At 66.2% G+C, this 17,687-nt stretch carries 13 protein-coding genes; 8 read left to right on the top strand and 5 right to left on the bottom strand.

All coding sequences use genetic code 11. From position 1 onward, the window contains the following. The first annotated feature begins 43 nt into the window (after positions 1 to 43). On the top strand, positions 44 to 1,516 hold the full coding sequence (locus AC1Q7F_RS29045) for an aldehyde dehydrogenase (RefSeq protein ID WP_492512056.1): 1,473 nt from the start codon (positions 44 to 46) through the stop codon (positions 1,514 to 1,516). 3 nt (positions 1,517 to 1,519) lie between these two features. Here AC1Q7F_RS29045 and AC1Q7F_RS29040 read toward each other — a convergent pair whose 3' ends face one another. After that, entirely contained in the window at positions 1,520 to 4,102 is a 2,583-nt protein-coding gene (locus AC1Q7F_RS29040; protein WP_492512055.1) for a LuxR C-terminal-related transcriptional regulator, read from the bottom strand. Next, on the bottom strand, positions 4,102 to 4,806 hold the full coding sequence (locus AC1Q7F_RS29035; RefSeq protein ID WP_492512054.1) for a TetR/AcrR family transcriptional regulator: 705 nt from the start codon (positions 4,804 to 4,806) through the stop codon (positions 4,102 to 4,104). The genes AC1Q7F_RS29040 and AC1Q7F_RS29035 overlap by 1 nt, the downstream gene beginning before the upstream one ends. 195 nt (positions 4,807 to 5,001) lie before the next feature. On the opposite strand from AC1Q7F_RS29035, the gene AC1Q7F_RS29030 reads away from it, so the two are divergent. Genes AC1Q7F_RS29030 through AC1Q7F_RS29005 form a run of 6 tightly spaced genes read left to right on the top strand, consistent with a single transcriptional unit; the run spans position 5,002 to position 11,293 of the window. Continuing rightward, positions 5,002 to 6,111, top strand: coding sequence for an isopenicillin N synthase family dioxygenase (locus AC1Q7F_RS29030; RefSeq protein WP_492512053.1), 1,110 nt, complete (start codon positions 5,002 to 5,004; stop codon positions 6,109 to 6,111). Beyond that, on the top strand, positions 6,111 to 6,989 hold the full coding sequence (locus tag AC1Q7F_RS29025; RefSeq protein ID WP_492512052.1) for an isocitrate lyase/PEP mutase family protein: 879 nt from the start codon (positions 6,111 to 6,113) through the stop codon (positions 6,987 to 6,989). Before AC1Q7F_RS29030 ends, AC1Q7F_RS29025 begins: the two co-directional genes overlap by 1 nt. Further along, entirely contained in the window at positions 6,986 to 8,368 is a 1,383-nt protein-coding gene (locus tag AC1Q7F_RS29020; RefSeq protein WP_492512051.1) for a 3-isopropylmalate dehydratase large subunit, read from the top strand. Before AC1Q7F_RS29025 ends, AC1Q7F_RS29020 begins: the two co-directional genes overlap by 4 nt. A gap of 29 nt (positions 8,369 to 8,397) precedes the next feature. Next, the gene (gene leuD, locus AC1Q7F_RS29015; RefSeq protein ID WP_492512050.1) at positions 8,398 to 9,015 is read left to right on the top strand and encodes a 3-isopropylmalate dehydratase small subunit; all 618 of its coding nucleotides are present in this window, start codon (positions 8,398 to 8,400) and stop codon (positions 9,013 to 9,015) included. After that, positions 9,012 to 9,971 carry a 2-hydroxyacid dehydrogenase gene (locus tag AC1Q7F_RS29010; RefSeq protein ID WP_492512049.1) on the top strand — a complete coding sequence of 320 codons (960 nt, stop codon included), beginning with the start codon at positions 9,012 to 9,014 and terminating at the stop codon, positions 9,969 to 9,971. Before leuD ends, AC1Q7F_RS29010 begins: the two co-directional genes overlap by 4 nt. Then, positions 9,968 to 11,293, top strand: a complete 1,326-nt coding sequence (locus tag AC1Q7F_RS29005) for a glycerate kinase type-2 family protein (RefSeq protein ID WP_492512048.1) — start codon at positions 9,968 to 9,970, stop codon at positions 11,291 to 11,293. The genes AC1Q7F_RS29010 and AC1Q7F_RS29005 overlap by 4 nt, the downstream gene beginning before the upstream one ends. 190 nt (positions 11,294 to 11,483) lie before the next feature. On the opposite strand, the gene AC1Q7F_RS29000 is transcribed toward AC1Q7F_RS29005, so the two are convergent. The 3 genes from AC1Q7F_RS29000 to AC1Q7F_RS28990 form a co-directional block, all read right to left on the bottom strand. Continuing rightward, complete coding sequence (locus tag AC1Q7F_RS29000) at positions 11,484 to 13,715, bottom strand: TonB-dependent receptor (RefSeq protein ID WP_492512047.1); 2,232 nt, start codon at positions 13,713 to 13,715, stop codon at positions 11,484 to 11,486. Between the two features lie 137 nt (positions 13,716 to 13,852). Then, positions 13,853 to 15,670, bottom strand: coding sequence for a flavin-containing monooxygenase (locus AC1Q7F_RS28995; RefSeq protein WP_492512046.1), 1,818 nt, complete (start codon positions 15,668 to 15,670; stop codon positions 13,853 to 13,855). A 182-nt stretch (positions 15,671 to 15,852) separates the two neighbouring features. Further along, positions 15,853 to 16,503: a GntR family transcriptional regulator gene (locus AC1Q7F_RS28990; protein ID WP_492512045.1), complete on the bottom strand. Its 651-nt coding sequence runs from the start codon at positions 16,501 to 16,503 to the stop codon at positions 15,853 to 15,855. Positions 16,504 to 16,799: 296 nt separating this feature from the next. Between AC1Q7F_RS28990 and AC1Q7F_RS28985 the strand changes: the two genes are divergently transcribed. Then, positions 16,800 to 17,681, top strand: coding sequence for an alpha/beta fold hydrolase (locus AC1Q7F_RS28985; protein WP_492512044.1), 882 nt, complete (start codon positions 16,800 to 16,802; stop codon positions 17,679 to 17,681). Positions 17,682 to 17,687 lie beyond the last annotated feature (6 nt).

The raw sequence follows: 17,687 nt of genomic DNA, 5'->3' as shown, positions 1-17,687 counted from the left end.
AATCCAAACGCGAAAAGCGCGACAATGGAGGAGATTAGCGGTCATGAGCCACGTAAGGCGCTATCAGCAATATATCGGCGGTCAATGGGTCGATGCGGTTTCCGGCGCCACCTATCAATCGGAGAACCCGGCCCTGGGCACGCCTTGGGCCGAAGTGCCGGACAGCGGCGCCGACGATATCGACCTTGCCGTGGCGGCGGCGAAGACGGCGTTCGAGCAGGGTGAATGGCCCGGTCTGATCCCGCAGGAACGCGCCCGCCTGCTGCGCCGCCTGGCCGACCTGTGCGAACGGCACGGACCCGACATCGCGCCCCTGGAGGTACAGGACAATGGCAAGCTGCTGGCCGAGCAGCGCATGCAGTGGATGCTGATCCCCGAGTTGCTGCACTATTGGGCCGGCATGGCCGACAAGATCGATGGCCGCGTGATCCAGGCGCCCATCCCCATTTCGCGCAAGGTCCTGCCCTTTCCGGACAGCTTCGTCTATACGCGCAAGGAGCCGGTGGGTGTGGTGGGGGCCATCACGCCCTGGAACTCCCCGGCCGGGCAGTTGCTGTTCAAGTTCGGCCCAGCCATGGCAGCCGGCTGCACCATGGTGGTCAAGCCGTCCGAACATACGCCCGTCTCCAGCCTGGAATTCGCCAAGCTGGTGCATGAGGCGGGCTTCCCGCCCGGTGTGTTCAACGTGGTGGTCAGCTCCAGCCGCCAGACCGGGGCGGCCCTGGCGGCACATCCGGACGTGGCCAAGATCTCCTTCACCGGCTCCACCGCCACGGGACGCGAGATCGTGCGCAGTGCCGCCGGCAACCTGAAGCGCGTCACGTCCGAGTTGGGCGGGAAGTCGGCCAATATCATCTTCGCCGACGCCGACCTGGAAAAGACCGTGCGCGGCACGGCGGCCGGCATCTTTGCCGCCGCCGGCCAGACCTGCATGGCTGGCTCCCGCGTGCTGGTGCAGGATGCCTTCTACGACCGGTTCGCCGCCGCTCTGGCTGAATATGCCAATGCCATGAAGCTGGGCGATCCGCTGGACCTCTCCTCCCAGATGGGCCCGATCGCCAACCGGCCCAACTATGAGAAGGTGTTGCATTACCTGGACCTGGCACCGACGGAGGGGGCAAGCATGCTCTGCGGCGGGCCGGACAAGACCCTGGGCGGCTATTATGTCCGGCCCACCGTGCTGACCGGCGTGACCAACCAGATGCGGGTGGCGCGGGAGGAGATTTTCGGCCCCGTGGCCAGCCTGATCCGCTTCCAGACGGAGGAGGAGGCCATTGTCATCGCCAACGACACTGAATATGGTCTGGCCGGTTCGGTGTTCACGGAGGATATCGGCCGGGCGCACCGGGTGGCATCGAAAATCCGGGCGGGCACCGTCTGGATCAACAATTACCGGCTGGTGACCCACATGGCCCCGTTCGGCGGCTACAAGGCCAGCGGCTGGGGCCGCGAAGGCAGTCAGGAAGGGCTGGATGCGTTCCTGGAGACCAAGGCGGTGTGGGTGCCCATGGGGTAGGCGTCAGCGGATCAGCCGCAGGGACCGGGCGCGGGAGATGGCGGCGGCCCGGTTCTGCACGTCCAGCTTGGCCAGGATGTTGCGCACATGCCACTTCACCGTGGACAGGGCCGCGAACAGCTCGTCGGCGATCTGTTGGTTGCTGTATCCGGCCGCCACCAGTTCCAGCACCTCCAGCTCCTTGCCGGTAATGCCGATATCCGCCTCGACCACCTCCGGCTTCTGGCGACCCCGGCGCGCGGGTGATGCGGGCGGGCGGGCGGCGGCGCCGTCGCGTCGGCCGCTGGCCCCCGCATAGGCATCCAGCAGGCCGGAGTCTGCCGCCGACTGCTCGAACTCGACGAAGGGGCGGATCATGCCCGACGCCTGCGCAAGGTTTTCCGCCTCGCGCAGGCTGCGCAGCGCACGCTTGGGATCGTCGCCGCGGAAGGAGACGCGGGCGGCAAGGACCAGCGCCTCGATCTCCATCCTGAGCAGGCCCAACTGCCGGGCGCTGGCGGCGATGCTCGACAGCCGCGCCAGCGCTACCTCGTGCTTGCCGCGCGCCGCCAGGACCTCGCATTGCGCCAGCGACAGGCGGATGCGGGCCAGTGCCGTATCCGACGGACGGGCCAGGATCAGGCGCGACACTTCCGGTTGCCCCTCCAGCAGCGCCACCGCCTCGGCCTCCCGCCCCATCTCGAACAGCGTGCGGACATCGAGTGCCGCCAGTTCAGCGTCGAGCGAGGCCAGGTTGTGGCGCGGCTGGCACTCGCGCGCCTGGGCGATGGCCACCCGGGCGGCCCGGAACTCCTGCCGGGCGAGGCACAGATGGGCGCGCAGCAGCAACGCGCGGGCCTCCCACTCGCCGGATTGCAGCTCGGGCAGTTGCTCGAACGCCAGGGCCAGCAACCCGGCGGCGGCGTCCAGGTCGTTCTCCTCCAGCGCGATCTCGGCCAGCTTGATGCGGATGATGGCCAGCACCGGCACCTCGCGTTCCACCCGGTCCAGCACGATGGCCAGTATCTCCATGGCGATGTCGCGCGCCGCCTCCAGCCGGCCCGCGCGCAGGTCCAGGTCGGCACGGGCCACCTCGCTCAGCACCAGGGCATACCAGGAGGCGGTCTGCGTCAGCCGGCGATGGACCTGCGGGAACAGCGACCGGGCCAAGTCGACCTCTCCCCGCCGGCAGGCGGTCAGCACCTTCAGCAGCAGGGTCTCGCCGAAGACGCTGGTCTCCATCCCCCGGCAGGCCTCCAGGATGGCGTCCAGCCGCGCAAAATCCATCTCCGCCGGGGCCAGGAAGAAATGCTGCATGGCCGCCTGGAAATCGGTCTGGCGCAGCAACTCCTGGCGCAAGGCCTGGTCGATGGGCACCGTCGCGTCATGGGCCAGGGCCACGATCTGCGCCCGCTCGCCATCCGCCTCCTCGAACCGGCCCGACGTGGTCAGGGCCGTGGCCCGGAACAGCTTGATGCGCGGATGCCGCAATTCCACCGTCGGCCCCAGCAGGTCGATCCAGGACAGGGCGGCGGAGATCATGCCGTTGGCGATGTAGCTGCGGGCGGCCTTGTCGATCGTGTCCGTGGCGAACGACATCTCCCCCGCCTCCAGCGCATGTTCGGCCGCATCGGCCAGCCGTCCCCGGTCGAGGAACCAGCGGGCGGCGGCATGATGGGCGCGGGACAGGGCGGCGACGCCCAGCGAGGCCGACCGTTCCTGCAGGAACTGTCGATAGAGCCCATGGAAGCGGCGCCAGCCCGGCCGGTCGGCGACCGCCCGCAGGAACGGCACCTCGGCTTCCAGGTCGGGCAATTGCGCCGATCCGGTGATCTGCTCGAACAGCCTGGCATTGAACGCCTCGGTGATGCTGGCCGCCAGCAGCGCCTCCCGCAGCCCCCCGGGCAGCCGACGGAAGGCGCGCTCCTCGAAATAGGCGGCCAGGCCCGGCACCGGTTGGCGCGGCTGGCGTTCCCCGCACCGGGGACCGGTCCCCAGCCGGTCCTGCGCCATCAGCTTCAACCCCACAGGCCAGCCCTCCGCCAGCCGGCACAGGCGGGTCGCCTCCTCCGGCAGCAGGGTCGCGCCGACGGCGGCGAACAGGGCTTCGGCCTCCACCGGCGACATCCGCAATTCCTCGGTGCCGAAACACTTCAGCCGTTCCTGTACCACCATGTCGGCCGCCCGGAACGGCGCCCGGCCGGTGGCGGCCGCGATGACGGACCAGCCGCTCCCGGCGCCGGCCAGCATCAGGTCGAAACGGTCGGCCACCGGCTGGGCGATCTGGTCCAGATGGTCGATGAACACCACGCCGTCACGGCCGCGCGGCGGCGGGCCGGCCAGCAATGCCGCCAGCCGGTCGAGCCAGTCCGGCGCGTGGCGCGCGTCGAGCCAGTCCACGAGCCGCCCCCGCGCCGCCAGCGCATCATGTGCCAGGCACATCAGCGTGGTCTTGCCGAAACCCGGGTCCGCCGCCAGCAGCACCACAGGAAACGCCGACGCCGCCAGCAACCTCTCCAGCAGGGCCGGCCGCCCGACCACGGCATAGCGTAGCATCGGCAGCCGCGGGACCGGTCGTCCCTCGCCCTTGGCCGGCAGCGTATCCATCAGCCCCTCCCGCGCCGCGCCGCCTTGCCCGGGACGGGCATCGCCTCGGCCGCTTGGCCCGGCGCCGACGTCGCGGCGCCCACCCCCGTCAGCACGTAGCGTTCAAGGTCGGCCAGCAATTGCGCCCGGGGACGGCCGACGGAGCGAATGCGCGGATTGTCATCGGTCATGCGGATGACCGTGGTCGACAGGCCCCAGAGCGCCAGTGCCTGGAAGCCGGGGTCCGGGCATTTGAACTCGCCGCTGGCATTGCCGTCATCGATGATGCGCGTCATGGCGGCGACGGTCTTGCGCACATGCACGTCCACCTCCGCCAGCACCCGCTCGGGAAACACATAGTCCGGGCGCATGGAGAAGAAGAAGCGGAACAGGATGTTGAACATGGCCGGCGCCTCGTCATAGGAGCGGACATGGATATGGATGAAGCCCAGCAGCCGCTCGGCCGCACTGGCCTGGCGCCGTGACAGCGCCTCCACCTCCTCGCTGATCTCCCGCAGCCCGTCCAGCACCGTGGAGAAATAGACGTCCTCCTTGCTGGCGAAATAATAATAGATGGCGCCGCGCGTGTAGCCGCTCTCCCGCTCGATGTCGCGGATGGAGACATTCTCGAAACTCTGCAGGAAGAACAGGCGCCGCGCCGCCTCCAGGATGTGCTGGCGGCGGTCGTCATGCTTCTTCTGCTTCTGGGCCTCGGCACGCGCCATTCCCGCATTCTCCCGTTCGTTCTCCAACCCGGACATTAACGCCGGCGGCGGTTTCACGACAAGCACGGGCCCCGATCCCGGCCCGACCGAATCCGTCTTGACTCGATCTTGTTTCAAAAATTATAACGGTATTATAAAAATTCGCCAATCGATGAACGCCGGGTTCACCGGGAACCGCCTGGGGAGGACAAGATCATGGTCACCGCCGACAGCCATCGCGCGCAGTTTCAGGCCCGCTACCTGTTGAACGAGGAACGTTTCGGTATCCGGCGCCGCTCGCTGGACCGGCTGCCCGTCATCGATGTGGCGGCGCTGCTCTCGCCGACATCGACCCCTGAAGCCCGCCAAGCCGTGGCGGCGGAGATCCGGGAGGCCTGCATCAATAGCGGCTTCTTCTACATCACTGGCTACGGCATCCCGGACAACCATATGTATGCCATCCGGGAGATGATGATCCGCTTCTTCAATCTGCCAGCGGAACTGAAGGAGCCGGCCCGCTGCCTGGACCTGACGGCCGCGCGCGGCTGGTGCCCCATGCGATCGGAGAAGATCACGCCGGGTTATGAGCCCGACTACAAGGAATATTACGATTTCGGGCAGGAGAGCGATGATACGTCCCTGAGCCCGGCCGACCGCGGCGTCACCCGCTGGCCGGCGGAAAGCGCATTGCCCGGCTTCCAGGCGGCCATGCGGGCGCATGTGCGCTCCACCCTGGCCGTGGCGCAGGGCATCGTGCGCGGCTTCGCCCTGGCACTCGACCTGCCGGAGAATTTCTTCGACGAGGCACACCGGGTGCCGTTCTACAATTTCCGGCCTTCTTACTACCCGCCGGCCCGCGACGTGCTGAAGGCCAATGAATGGTCCTGCGGCCCGCATACCGACTACATGTCCATGACCATGCTCTGGCAGGACGATGTCGGCGGGCTGGAGGTGATGAATCTCGACGGCAACTGGATCGCGGCGCCACCGATGCCGGAAACCATGGTGTTGAACATCGCCGACATGATGTCGATCTGGACCAACGACCTGTTCACCTCCAACCCCCACCGCGTGGCCAACCGCGCCGACCGGCACCGGGTGTCGCTGGCCCATTTCATGGGGCCGGGCCCCAGCACCCAGGTGCAGTGCCTGCCCACCTGCCAGGGGGAGGGCAATCCGGCGCGCTACGAGCCCACCACCACCACCCAGCACGTCATGAACATCATGGCCAAGGCCATGCCGCCGGAACTGGCCCAGTCGATCAAGATGGAGAATGCGGCGGCCACGGAGCAGCTGCGCGCCGCCCACCGGATCGGAGCCGCCTGATGCTGCGATCCCTGCTGACACGCGGTGAGTTCATCGCCGCACCCGGCGTGCATGACGGCTTCTCCGCCCTGCTGGCCGACCGTTTCGGCTTCAACAGCCTCTATATGAGCGGCTATTGCGTGGCGGCCAGCCGCCATGGCCTGCCCGATGCCGGCCTGGTCGGCATGGGCGACATGGTCCAGACCGCCCAACTGCTGGGCCGCTGTTCGTCCAAGCCGCTGATCGCCGATGCCGACACCGGCTATGGCGGGCTGCTGAACGTGCAGCACACGGTGCGCGAATATGAACGCGCCGGCGTGGCCGCCATCCAGATCGAAGACCAGGAGATGCCCAAGAAGTGCGGCCATACCAAGGGCAAGCGCGTGATCGAGGCGGCCGAGATGGCGGCCAAGATCGCCGTGGCCGTCGAGACAAGGTCGGACATGCTGGTGATCGCCCGCACCGACGCGCTGGCCACCCACGGCATCGGGGAGGCCTTGGCGCGCTGCCGCCTCTACCGCCGGGCCGGGGCCGACCTGGTGTTCGTGGACGGGCTGGACAGCGCGGAGGCCATCAGGCGCACCGGCGGCGAACTGGGGGCCGATGGCCCTGTGATGATCAATATCACACCTGCCGCCCCCGGCTTCCTGACCCCGCAATATAGCTGCCGGGAATTGCAGGAACTGGGCTTCGCCATCGCCATCTTCCCCGGCCTGTTCGTCTTCCCGGCCCTGTCGGCCATGGAGGCGGCGGCCGGCCATTTCCTGGCGGAGGGCCGCCAGATCGTGCCTGACGCGCCGCTGAGGGTCCCCTCGCACGAGCTGGTCGGCTTTCCCGCAATCTGGGCGGACGAGGCCCGCTGGCAGGCGATGTTCACGGACGGCGGGGGTGCGCCATGACCGCCCCCGCCAGCCTGCTGGACAAGATCTGGGACAGCCATGTCATCACGAGTGACGGCAGTCTCGACCTTGTCCATATCGATCGTTCCTACCTGACCGACCTGTCGGGCACGCTGGGGCTGGAGGATGTGGAGGCGCTGGGGCTGCCCGTCTTCACGCCGGCCCTGCACACGGCCATCCCCGACCATGTCATCGGCTCCGGCCCGGCGCCGGAAGGGGGTGATCCCGACCGCTACACCCGCTTCGTGGGCGCGCTGGCCGATCTGGCGGCGCGGGCCGGCGTGCGCCATCTGGGCCGGGAGACGGGCATGCAGGGCATCGTGCATGTGGCAGCCCTGGAACAGGGGCTGACCCTGCCCGGCCTCACAATCGTCTGCGGCGACAGCCACACCTCCACCCATGGCGCGCTGGGGGCGCTGGCCTGGGGCATCGGCTCCACCGAGGTGGCGCATAGCCTCGCCACCCAGACCCTGTGGCTGAAGAAGCCGGCCAGTGCCCGCATCCTCCTGACGGGCACCCTGCCCCCCGACGTGACGGCCAAGGACATCATCCTCTACCTGATCGGCCGGCTGGGTGCCGATTGGGGGCGGGAACACGCCCTGGAATTCGCCGGACCCGCTGTCGCGTCCCTGTCGGTGGCGGCGCGTGCGACCCTGTGCAACCTGGCAGTGGAGATGGGCGCGCGCTTCGCCGTCATCGCACCGGACGACAAGGTCGCGGAGTGGCTGCGCGGCCGCCCCTTCGCCCCGTCCGGTGCCGACCTGGAACAGGCCATCGCCCATTGGCACGGCCTGCACAGCGATCCGGATGCCGTGTTCGACAAGCAGGCGGAGGCGGATGTCTCCACCCTCTCCCCGCAGATCACCTGGGGCATCAGTCCCGAACAGGTGGCGGCCACGGACGGCGCCGTGCCCGAGGGCAATGGCAAGGCGCTCGCCTATATGGGCCTGGACGCGGCGCAGGCGCTGAAGGGCCTGCCGGTGGACTATGTCTTCATCGGCTCCTGCGCCAATGCACGGCTGGAGGATTTGCGCCTGGCCGCCGAGCTGGTGCGCGGCCGGCGGGTCGCCCCGCATGTCACAGCCTGGGTGGTGCCCGGCTCGCAGCAGGTGAAGTACCAGGCGGAGCGCGAGCAACTCGACCGCGTCTTCACCGAAGCGGGCTTCGAGTGGCGGGAGCCCTCATGCTCCATGTGCGTGGGCGTGAACGGCGATCTGGTGCCATCGGGCAAGCGCTGCGTCTCCACCTCCAACCGCAATTTCATCGGCCGGCAGGGACCCGAGGCGCGCACGCATCTGGCCAGCCCGCTGACCGCCGCCGCCAGCGCCATCGCCGGCCGCATCGCCGATGCCGGCGACATCCGTGCCGCCCGGCCCTGATCCCACGATTTCCAGAACGGGAAGCGCCCATGCAGCCCTTCATCGATCATCGCGGCATCGCGGCCGCGCTGCGGATGGACAATGTCGACACCGACGTGATCATCACCATGGACGATCTGTTGTCCATGCCGCGCGCCCGGCTGGGCGCCTGTGCCTTTCGTCATCTGCGCTATGACGTGCAGGGGCGTGAGCGGCCGGACTTCATCCTGAACCGCCCCGCCTGGCGCGACGCCTCCATCCTGCTCGCCGGGCGCAATTTCGGCACCGGCAGCTCACGCGAAGGAGCCGTGCATGCCATGGCGGCCATGGGCCTGCGGGCTGTCATCGCCCCCACCTTCGGCGACATCTTCTACAGCAATTGCCTGAAGAACGGGCTGCTGCCCATCCGGCTGGACGAAGACGCCGTGGCCACCCTGATGGATGCCGCCGACGCGGCCGCCGGGCAACAGCCCTTCGCCATCAGCCTGCCGGACCAGGTCGTGACGCCGCCCGGCGGCACCCCTGTCGCCTTCGATATCGGCGCACAGTACAAGAGCCGCCTGCTGGCCGGGGAGGACGAGATCGGTCTGACCCTGGGGCAGGCCGATCTGATCCGCCAATGGCAGCAGGCCGACCGCCTGTCCCGTCCATGGGCGTGGCCGCTGTGATCCGGCCGCGCTTGCTGGCCACATTTCCCATGCCGGACGCGGTGACCGCTTCGTTCAGGCAGCGTTTCGACCTGACGGTGCTGGACCGCATCACGGACCCGGTGGCACTGGCCGGCCTGTGCCAGGGCTACGACGCGCTGGTCTGCACGCTGGCCAACCGGGTGGATGCCGGCTTCATCACCGCCCTGCCCGCCTCCATCCGGGCCATCGCCACCTATTCGGTGGGTGTCGACCATGTCGACCGGCTGGCGCTGGCGGCACGCGGCCTGCCCCTGATCAACACGCCCGATGTGCTAACCGACGCCACGGCGGATATCGCCTTGCTGCTGTTGCTGGGCGCGGCGCGCCGGGCCGGCGAGGGCGAGCGCCTGCTGCGCGCCGGGCATTGGACGGGGTGGGAGCCCAACCAGTTGCTAGGCACGCAGGTCAGCGGCCAGACGCTGGGCATCCTCGGCTTCGGGCGCATCGGGCAGGCCGTGACAAGGCGGGCGGCGGGTTTCGGCATGGCGGTGCACGCCCATGTCCGCGCCCGGCCCTTCACCCATGAACAGGACGGCGTGATCTTCCATCCCAGCTTGGAGGCGGTGCTGCCGCACAGCCGCTTCCTGTCGTTGCACCTGCCCTTGACAGAGGCGACGCGTGGCTGGCTGAACGCCGAACGGCTGGTCCGGCTGCCGCGGGGTGCCGTCGTGGTCAATACCGCACGCGGCGCCCTGATCGACGAGCCGGCGCTGGCCGCCGCCCTGGCCTCGGGCCAGGTGGGGGCGGCGGGCCTGGACGTGTTCACGGACGAGCCCGCCATCAATCCCCTGCTGCTGGCCGCCCCCAACACTTTCCTGCTGCCCCACCTGGGCAGCGCCACCACCGAGACGCGCACGCAGATGGGCCTCAGTCTTGTCCATGATCTCGACGCTTTCTTCCGGGGGGAAATACCCCGCAATCTGGTGACCCCATGACGATCGACGCCGAAGCGCGGACCCTGCTGGCCCGCCTCTTTCACACCGCCGTGCGGGCGGGCCGGGCCGAGGGGCGGATGGCAGCATTCCTGCCCCCGCCGCCCAAGGGCCGGACCATCGTCATCGGCGCCGGCAAGGCCGCCGCCGCGATGGCAGCGGAACTGGACAGGCTCTGGCAAGGTGATCTCCAGGGGGCGGTGGTCACGCGCTATGGCTACACCCTACCCGGACCGCCCGGCCGTATCCGCGTGCTGGAGGCCGCCCATCCGGTGCCCGACGCCAGCAGCCTGGAAGCGGCCGAATGCATGCTGGGTCTGGTGCGGGGTTTGACGTCGGATGATCTGGTGATCGCCCTCCTGTCCGGCGGCGCGTCGTCACTGCTGGTGGCGCCGGCACCGGGAGTGAGCTTCGCCGAAAAGCAGGCGATCAACCGCGCGCTGCTGCGCGCCGGCGCCGGCATCCGCGACATGAACATTGTCAGGAAGCACCTGTCCGCCATCAAGGGTGGCCGGCTGGCCGCCGCCGCTTTCCCGGCACGAATGGTTACGCTCGCCGTCTCCGATGTGCCGGGTGACGATATCGCCACCATCGGGTCCGGCCCAACCCTGGCGGACCCCTCCACTCGCGGGGAAGCGCTGGTCATCCTGGAGCGCTGCCGCATCGATCTGTCACCGGCGGCACGGGCCCACCTGCTGTCGCCGGCCGGTGAGACGCCCAAGCCCGGCGACGAGACCTTGGCCAGGGCGGAAGGCCGACTGGTCGTGCGCCCCATGGACGCCCTGCGGGCGGCGGCTGCCGAAGCAGCGGCAGCGGGGTACGAACCCGTCATTCTTGGCGACGCTCTGGAAGGCGAGGCGCGCCAATTGGGTAACGCCCACGCCACCCTGGCCCTGGCAGAGCGACAGGCAGGGCGGCGCACCTGCCTGCTGTCCGGGGGGGAAACCACGGTAACCCTCCGCGGCACTGGCCGGGGCGGACGGAACACGGAATATCTGCTGGGCCTGGCGTTGGCGCTGGACGGAGCCGCCAGCATCCACGCCATGGCGGGTGACACCGACGGTATCGACGGCAGCGAGGACAATGCAGGCGCCTTCCTGGCACCAGACAGCCTGTCCAGGGCCAGGGCCCTGGGCATTGACCCCGCCGCCCTGCTCGCCAACAACGACGCCTATCGTTTCTTCGGCCTGTTGGACGATCTTCTGCTCACCGGTCCCACCTGCACCAACGTGAACGACTTTCGGGCAGTCTTGATTGGATCAGGTGCACCGTTGCGGCTGAACCGCAAGTCAGCCATCTTACCATCGAACAGCGGCTCGACCTAATTGCAGATGTCATGATGGAAACAACCGAGTGGGTCTATGCTCATCATGATGGACGCCACACCCGCGCCCGTGAACTGCTCGACCGTGGCGTTGGAGATAGCTGCTTCAGGCAGAAACCCCTGACAAGTAAGTCCATTTGTTCGATTTTTTTGACCACAGCCGTAACATTGTTAAATAACTGATTCCACGACTACCAGCTCTTGGAGACTTGCAAGACCCAGGTGCGGGGGGCACCGGCAAGGCCGGCGGGAACAAGGCCGTTGGCGGCGACCGTGATCAGGTACTGCTCGTCCGCCAGGTTCTTGCCGACCAGTTGCACGCCCCAGCCACCCTCGTCGCTGTTCCAGCCGACCGAGGCGTTGATCAGGTCATAGGATTTCTGAGCGAAAATGTCGGCGTTGGAAGCGTCGTAATAGACCTTGCTCTGTCGGAAATACTCACCCCGGACAAAGGCCGTGCCCGGCCCCACATCGAAATTGTACTGACCATAGGTGGACAGGGAGCTTTTGGGGGCAGCGTTCAGATTGTTGCCGGTGGCATTGAAGGTGCGGGTGGCCGCGTTGTAGCGCGGATCCGTGGCCACGAAATTCACCAGTTGGTTCGGCACGCTGGAGGTCGGGAAGGACCGGTACTTGGTGTCCAGGAAGGACAGGTTGCCGCCCAGTTCCAGCCCCGTGACGGGCTTCGCCGTCACTTCGAATTCGACACCGCGCACCCGTGCATTGGCAGCGTTGCGGATGGCCACCACACCGGGGGCGATCAGCGACTGTACCTGCAAGTCTTTGTAATCATAATGGAAAAGGCTGGTATTGAAGCGCAGGCGGCGGTCGAACAGGTCGCTCTTGATGCCACCCTCATAGGCCCAGATGGTTTCCGGTGCGAAGGACAGGTCGGTGGCATTGTTGGCGAAGATGCTGGTGCCACCGCTCTTGAATCCGCGCGTGGCGGATGCATAGAGCATGACATCGTCCGTCACCTGGTAATCCAGGCCGAATTTCGGGGTCACCGCATCGAATTTCCGCTTCAGCTCATAGATGAAGGGGAAGCCGGGGGTCGAGGCGTTGGTGGCCAGGGAGACACGGTTGAAATTCTGTTCGATGCGCTTGGTGTCCTGCGTGAAACGTAGACCCGCCGTGAAGCCCAGATCGTCGGTCAGCTTATAGGTCCCCTGCGCGAAGGCCGCATAGGAGGTGGTGAAGCTGTCGGGTTCGGTGCGGATATAGAAGGCGTTGGCCGGCGGCAGGACGGGGCTGGCATAGTTGGTGGATTGCAGCAGGGTGCTGGTCTTGTCATGGAAATAGAACAGGCCCAGCACACCGTTGAACCGGTCCAGATTGGCGGTCAGGTTCAGTTCCTGGCTGAATTGCCTGGACCATTCATTCTGATTGCTGATCTGGGCCAGCAGTTCGGTGCCGTCGCTGTCCACCAACAGGTTGTACCGGCTCTTGCGGAAGGCGGTCAGCGACTTGATGGCAAGTTCATCCGACAGGTCGACATTCACCTCCTGCGCCACGCCCCACAGTTTGGTGTCGTTGGTCTGCGGTGAATTCAGCGCGACCTTGGAATAATCACCGACAATGCCCGAGGCCAGGGGCGCCGGGTTGGTGCCGCCCGGACGGAACGGCACCAGCAGGTGGCTGTAGCTGTCGAACCGCTCATCGCTTTGGCTGTAATCGACGCGGGTGATCATCTCCACCTTATCGGCGGGCACGAAACGCAACTGGCCGCGCACGCCGCCGCGATTGGCATTGTTGGTGCCTGGCTGACCGGCGGCATGGATATTGTCGATATAATCGTCATGGCGGATATAGGTGCCGGACAGGCTGGCCTGCAGCTTCTCCTCCACCAGCGGGCCGCTGACATAGAACTGCGCCTGGCGGCGTTCGTAATCGCCAACGGTCAGTTGCAGCTTGCCGGTCGGCGTGTCGGATGGCTTCTTGGAGATGATGTTGATGGTGCCGCCGACCGCATTGCGGCCATAGAGCGTGCCCTGCGGCCCGCGCAGCACCTCGACGCGCTGGATATCCACGAAATCCTGGAACTGGCCGAAGGCACGGGCGATATAGACGCCGTCGATCTGCGTGGTCACCGACGGGTCGGACCCGCCGAAGACGTTGGAGCTGCCGATACCGCGCATATAGATGACGGCGCTGGCAGTTACCTGGGCCACCGACAGGTTGGGCGTGACGGCCACCAGATCCTTGACGTTCAGGACCAGGGAACTGTCCAGCTTGTCGGCGGAAAAGGCGCTGATGGCCAGGGGCGTCTTCTGCATCGTCGTCTCGCCGGCCTTGGTGGCCGTGACGATGATCTCGTCCAGCATGTCGCCCACCTGGGCCACCTGTGTCTCCGCCGCCTGTGACAGCGCCGGCACCAACAGGGCCATGGCGCAGACAGCACCCTTCATCTTGTGGCTAAACATGGCTTCCTCCTCCCGTTCTTTGATCATTGTCGGGTTTGCGCCAGCCCTCCGGTGGGCTGGAGTTGATAAATTCTAGAATGTTAGATGTGGGTATGGCGGGGGCGTTGCATGAACGAAGCTCATGCGACGCCGGCGCGCTACTCCGTCGCGCGACCCTGCAAGCGAATATCCATGTCCTGCGCCAGCCGCTCCGCACGCCATGCCGTGATCACGGCTTCGTATTCCAACGGACCACCGCCATAGGTCCCACCGACATAGGTCGGACGATCCTTGAAGGCGCCTTCATTGTTCAGGAAGCCGGGCGTGCAATCCTCATAGAAATGCTCGTGGTCCACATGCTTGGCTTCGATGGTGGCCCGCCAGCGCTCCTCGGCTTCCGGCGTTGCCTCCAGGGCGGCGACGCCGTTGCGCAAGGCATAATGGATGATCTCAACGGCATGCGTCGCCTGAATATCCAGCGTGTGGGTGAAGTTGAAGGCCGTTGTGCCCTGCTCCGCCCCGCCCACGACGTGGAAATTGGGAAAGCCGCTGAACATGGTGCCGTGCAGGCATCGCAGGCCGGCCTGCCACTTCTCCTCGATCGACTTCCCGTCGCGCCCGATCACCATATAACCACCGACCCTGTGTGCGGCGGCGCCAACATCGAAGCCGGTGGCGAAGATGATGCAGTCGACCGGATATTCCGTGCCGTTGACGACGACGCCGGTTTCCGTCACCGCCTCCACCCCGCACCCGCCGGTATCGACCAGCGTGACATTGGGCCGCTTGAAGGCGGGCAGATATTCGTCGCTGAACAGCGGGCGCTTGCACAGGAAATTGTACCAGGGCTTCAAGGCTTCGGCCGCCGCGCCGTCGCCCAGGGTTGCCGTCACGCGGGCTCGGATCTGCTCCATCTTTTCAAAATCGGCCTGCTGCATGGCCTGGGGCGGGGCAACCTTGCCTTGGCCCTGGACCATCAGGGCACCCATGCGCTCCCACAGGTCGGTCCAATGGTCGCCCACCAGATTCTCGCCCTGCGGCCGGCCATTGATGATGGACAGGAAATTCTCCATACGGCGGCGCTGCCAGCCTTTGGGCTGTGACTGGAACCAATCCTTGTCCGTGGGCCGGTTGTTGCGCACATCGATGGCGGACGGCGTGCGCTGGAAGACCAGCAGCTGCATCGCATGTTCGGCCAGACGTGGCACGATCTGCACCGCCGTGGCGCCCGTGCCGATGATGGCCACCCGCTTGTCGGCCAGCTTCACCTGCCCGCCCGACGCGTCGCCACCGGTATAGTCATAATCCCAGCGGCTGGAATGGAAAATCCGGCCCTTGAAGCTCTTGATACCGGGAATGCCGGGCAGTTTAACCTTGGCGAGCGGCCCCTGGCTGACCGATACGAAGCGGGCGCGGATGGTATCGCCACGGTCGGTGGCAATGATCCAGCGGGCCGCCGCCTCGTCCCATTCCAGCCGCTGCACCTTGGTTTGGAACAGGGCATGCGGGTACAGGCCGTAGTGCCGGCCGATGGCCTTTGCATGGGCGAAGATCTCCGCGCCCGTGGCATATTTCTCTACCGGAACGGTTCCCACCTCTTCCAGCAGCGGCATGTAGATATAAGATTCGATATCGCAACGAACGCCGGGATAGCGGTTCCAGTACCAGGTGCCGCCAAAATCGCCGGCCTGTTCCACGATACGGAAGGATCGGAGATTGCGGTCACACAGCTTTGCCGCCGTCAGCAGGCCGCCAAAGCCGCCGCCGACCACCAGCACATCCACATCCTCATTCACCGCATCGCGGGTGAAGCCGGGAGCGACATAGGGATCGTCAGTGAAATGGGCGAACTCGCCGGCAGCATCCAGATATTGCCCTGCCCCGTCCTGGCGCAGGCGCTTGTCCCGTTCGGCGCGATACTTGTTCCGCAGGGCGTCGGCGTCATAGGCCGGCCCCTGGGCAGGATGATCTTGCATGTGGCGCACTCCCCGTGCCGGTTCGGCGCTGCCTTCGGCCGGCATGTCGTTAAGGGCCGGTTGTTCCGGCCCCTTGTCTGGCGAAGCGGCCGGGTCTTTTCGGCCCCTATCCGCTTCATCATGGGGATACTGTTACACATCGCGAACTAGCATGCAAGCATGTCAGTTCAGAAAATGAATGGTTACCGCGCCCATTTGGCGCGAAGACCGGATGCAACGGCGGATGCCACACCGGCGATATGGCTTTCCGACAGGCTGCGGGCCCGTGACGGCGATTTCGACGCGATGGCCTCGATGATCTCCTCATGCTCCTGCGCGGCCCCGCCCATGAAGGCGGAAAAGCCGATGGCCTGGTTGATGAAAAAATCCGACATGTTGAAATTGCTGCTCTGACGCTCATCGACGAAGGGCGACTGGGCCATGTCGTGGATCAGTTGGTGGAAGGCGCGGTTCAGTTCCAGATAGGCCTGCGCCGCCTCCGGCTGGGCGAAGTCGATGGCCGTGATGCGGGCCTGGATGTCCCGCAATTCCTTCAGTTGCGCGTCGGTGCGGCGGGCGGCGGCCAGTTCGGCCAGCAGCCCTTCCATCCGTTCGAACATCAGGTAGAAATCAGCGATCTGGTCGCGATCGGGATTGACCACCTCGCACCCGACCTGCGGAATGATGCGCACGAAGCCCTCCGCCGACAGGCGGTTCAGGGCGGCCATGATGGGCTGCCGGCTGGCGCCCGTGTCGGCTGCCACCTCTTTCACCGACAGTTTCTGGCCGAACGTATACTCTGCCCCGACCAGCCGGCTGACCAGCAGTTCGTAGACCTCGTCCTTCTTGTTCACGCTGAATTCCCCATTCACAGGCGCACCCCCGAATCCCTATCGTGCCGGAGTGCTAGGATGCAACATAGAAATGAAAGTTGATGCCACCTGCCAGATCAAGGCTGCAACCCCAGCCCCGGGAAGCGCGGATGCCGATCAGTTTTCATGGGCGCCATGCTCAGTCAGACCAGCGAGCAAAAATCATAACAAATTGTTATAAAAAGCTATTTCCTAATATACGCCCCTGTCGAAAAATTTCGGTGACAAGCGCATTCAAAACTAGCATGCTAGCGTGTAACAAATGACGGGAGGAACCCATGCATCTTTGGCCCGAAATCGCACGCGGCAGCGTCCGCCTGGGCTATGTCCAGGCCGGTCCGATCCGCACGCGCTATGTGGAGGCGGGGAACGCCGGCGCCGACGAGGCGGTGGTCTTCATCCCCGGCACGGGTGGGCATCTGGAGGCGTTCACGCGCAACCTGCTGCCGCATGCCGAACATTACCGCACCATCGCGCTGGACATGATCGGCCATGGCTATAGCGACAAGCCGGACCATGATTATGAGATCCGGCATTATGTGCAGCATCTGCTGGATTTCTGCGATGCTTTGGGCCTGGCCCGCATCCATGTCCACGGGGAATCCCTGGGCGGCTGGATCGCGGCGCAGTTCGCCATCGACCATCCCGACCGGGTGGCGACCCTGACGCTGAATACCGCCGGTGGTCTGAACACCGACCCCGCCGTCATGCAACGCGTCTACAACGTCACCATGAAGGCCGTGGCGGAGGCCAGCCCCGCCACCGTCCGCGCCCGCCTGGAATGGCTGATGCATGATCCCAAGCGCGTCACCGACGATCTGGTCGAGCTGCGCCTCGCCATCTACACCCAGCCCGACTTCCTGCGGGCCATGGAACATATCCTGTGCCTGCAGAACATGGATATCCGCATGCGCAACGTGCTGACGGATGAAAGCCTGACGGGCGTGAAGGCGCCGACGCTGGTCATCTGGACCGACCATGATCCCACCGCACCCGTTGCCACCGGCGAGCGCTTCGCCCGCGCGATCCCCGATGCGCGGCTGGTGATCATGGATGATTGCGCCCACTGGCCGCAGTGGGAGAAGGCGGATGAGTTCAACCGCCTGCATCTGGATTTCCTGGCACAGCACGCGCCGGCCGCCCGCCGGCCCGCCGCCTGACGGGGG

The organism is Niveispirillum sp. GW835-FHT14G11 (genome assembly GCF_058793615.1).
This window is presented reverse-complemented; position numbering and strand designations above follow the sequence as displayed.

What these genes read in the sequence shown, in the direction of transcription:
- leuD (WP_492512050.1), top strand. Translation starts at nt 8,398, where the DNA reads ATGCAGCCCTTCATCGATCATCGCGGCATCGCGGCCGCGCTGCGGATG.
- AC1Q7F_RS29045 (WP_492512056.1), top strand. Translation starts at nt 44, where the DNA reads ATGAGCCACGTAAGGCGCTATCAGCAATATATCGGCGGTCAATGGGTC.
- AC1Q7F_RS29005 (WP_492512048.1), top strand. Translation starts at nt 9,968, where the DNA reads ATGACGATCGACGCCGAAGCGCGGACCCTGCTGGCCCGCCTCTTTCAC.
- AC1Q7F_RS28985 (WP_492512044.1), top strand. Translation starts at nt 16,800, where the DNA reads ATGCATCTTTGGCCCGAAATCGCACGCGGCAGCGTCCGCCTGGGCTAT.
- AC1Q7F_RS29030 (WP_492512053.1), top strand. Translation starts at nt 5,002, where the DNA reads ATGGTCACCGCCGACAGCCATCGCGCGCAGTTTCAGGCCCGCTACCTG.
- AC1Q7F_RS29020 (WP_492512051.1), top strand. Translation starts at nt 6,986, where the DNA reads ATGACCGCCCCCGCCAGCCTGCTGGACAAGATCTGGGACAGCCATGTC.
- AC1Q7F_RS29000 (WP_492512047.1), bottom strand. Translation starts at nt 13,715, where the DNA reads ATGTTTAGCCACAAGATGAAGGGTGCTGTCTGCGCCATGGCCCTGTTG.
- AC1Q7F_RS29035 (WP_492512054.1), bottom strand. Translation starts at nt 4,806, where the DNA reads ATGGCGCGTGCCGAGGCCCAGAAGCAGAAGAAGCATGACGACCGCCGC.
- AC1Q7F_RS29040 (WP_492512055.1), bottom strand. Translation starts at nt 4,102, where the DNA reads ATGGATACGCTGCCGGCCAAGGGCGAGGGACGACCGGTCCCGCGGCTG.
- AC1Q7F_RS29025 (WP_492512052.1), top strand. Translation starts at nt 6,111, where the DNA reads ATGCTGCGATCCCTGCTGACACGCGGTGAGTTCATCGCCGCACCCGGC.
- AC1Q7F_RS28995 (WP_492512046.1), bottom strand. Translation starts at nt 15,670, where the DNA reads ATGCAAGATCATCCTGCCCAGGGGCCGGCCTATGACGCCGACGCCCTG.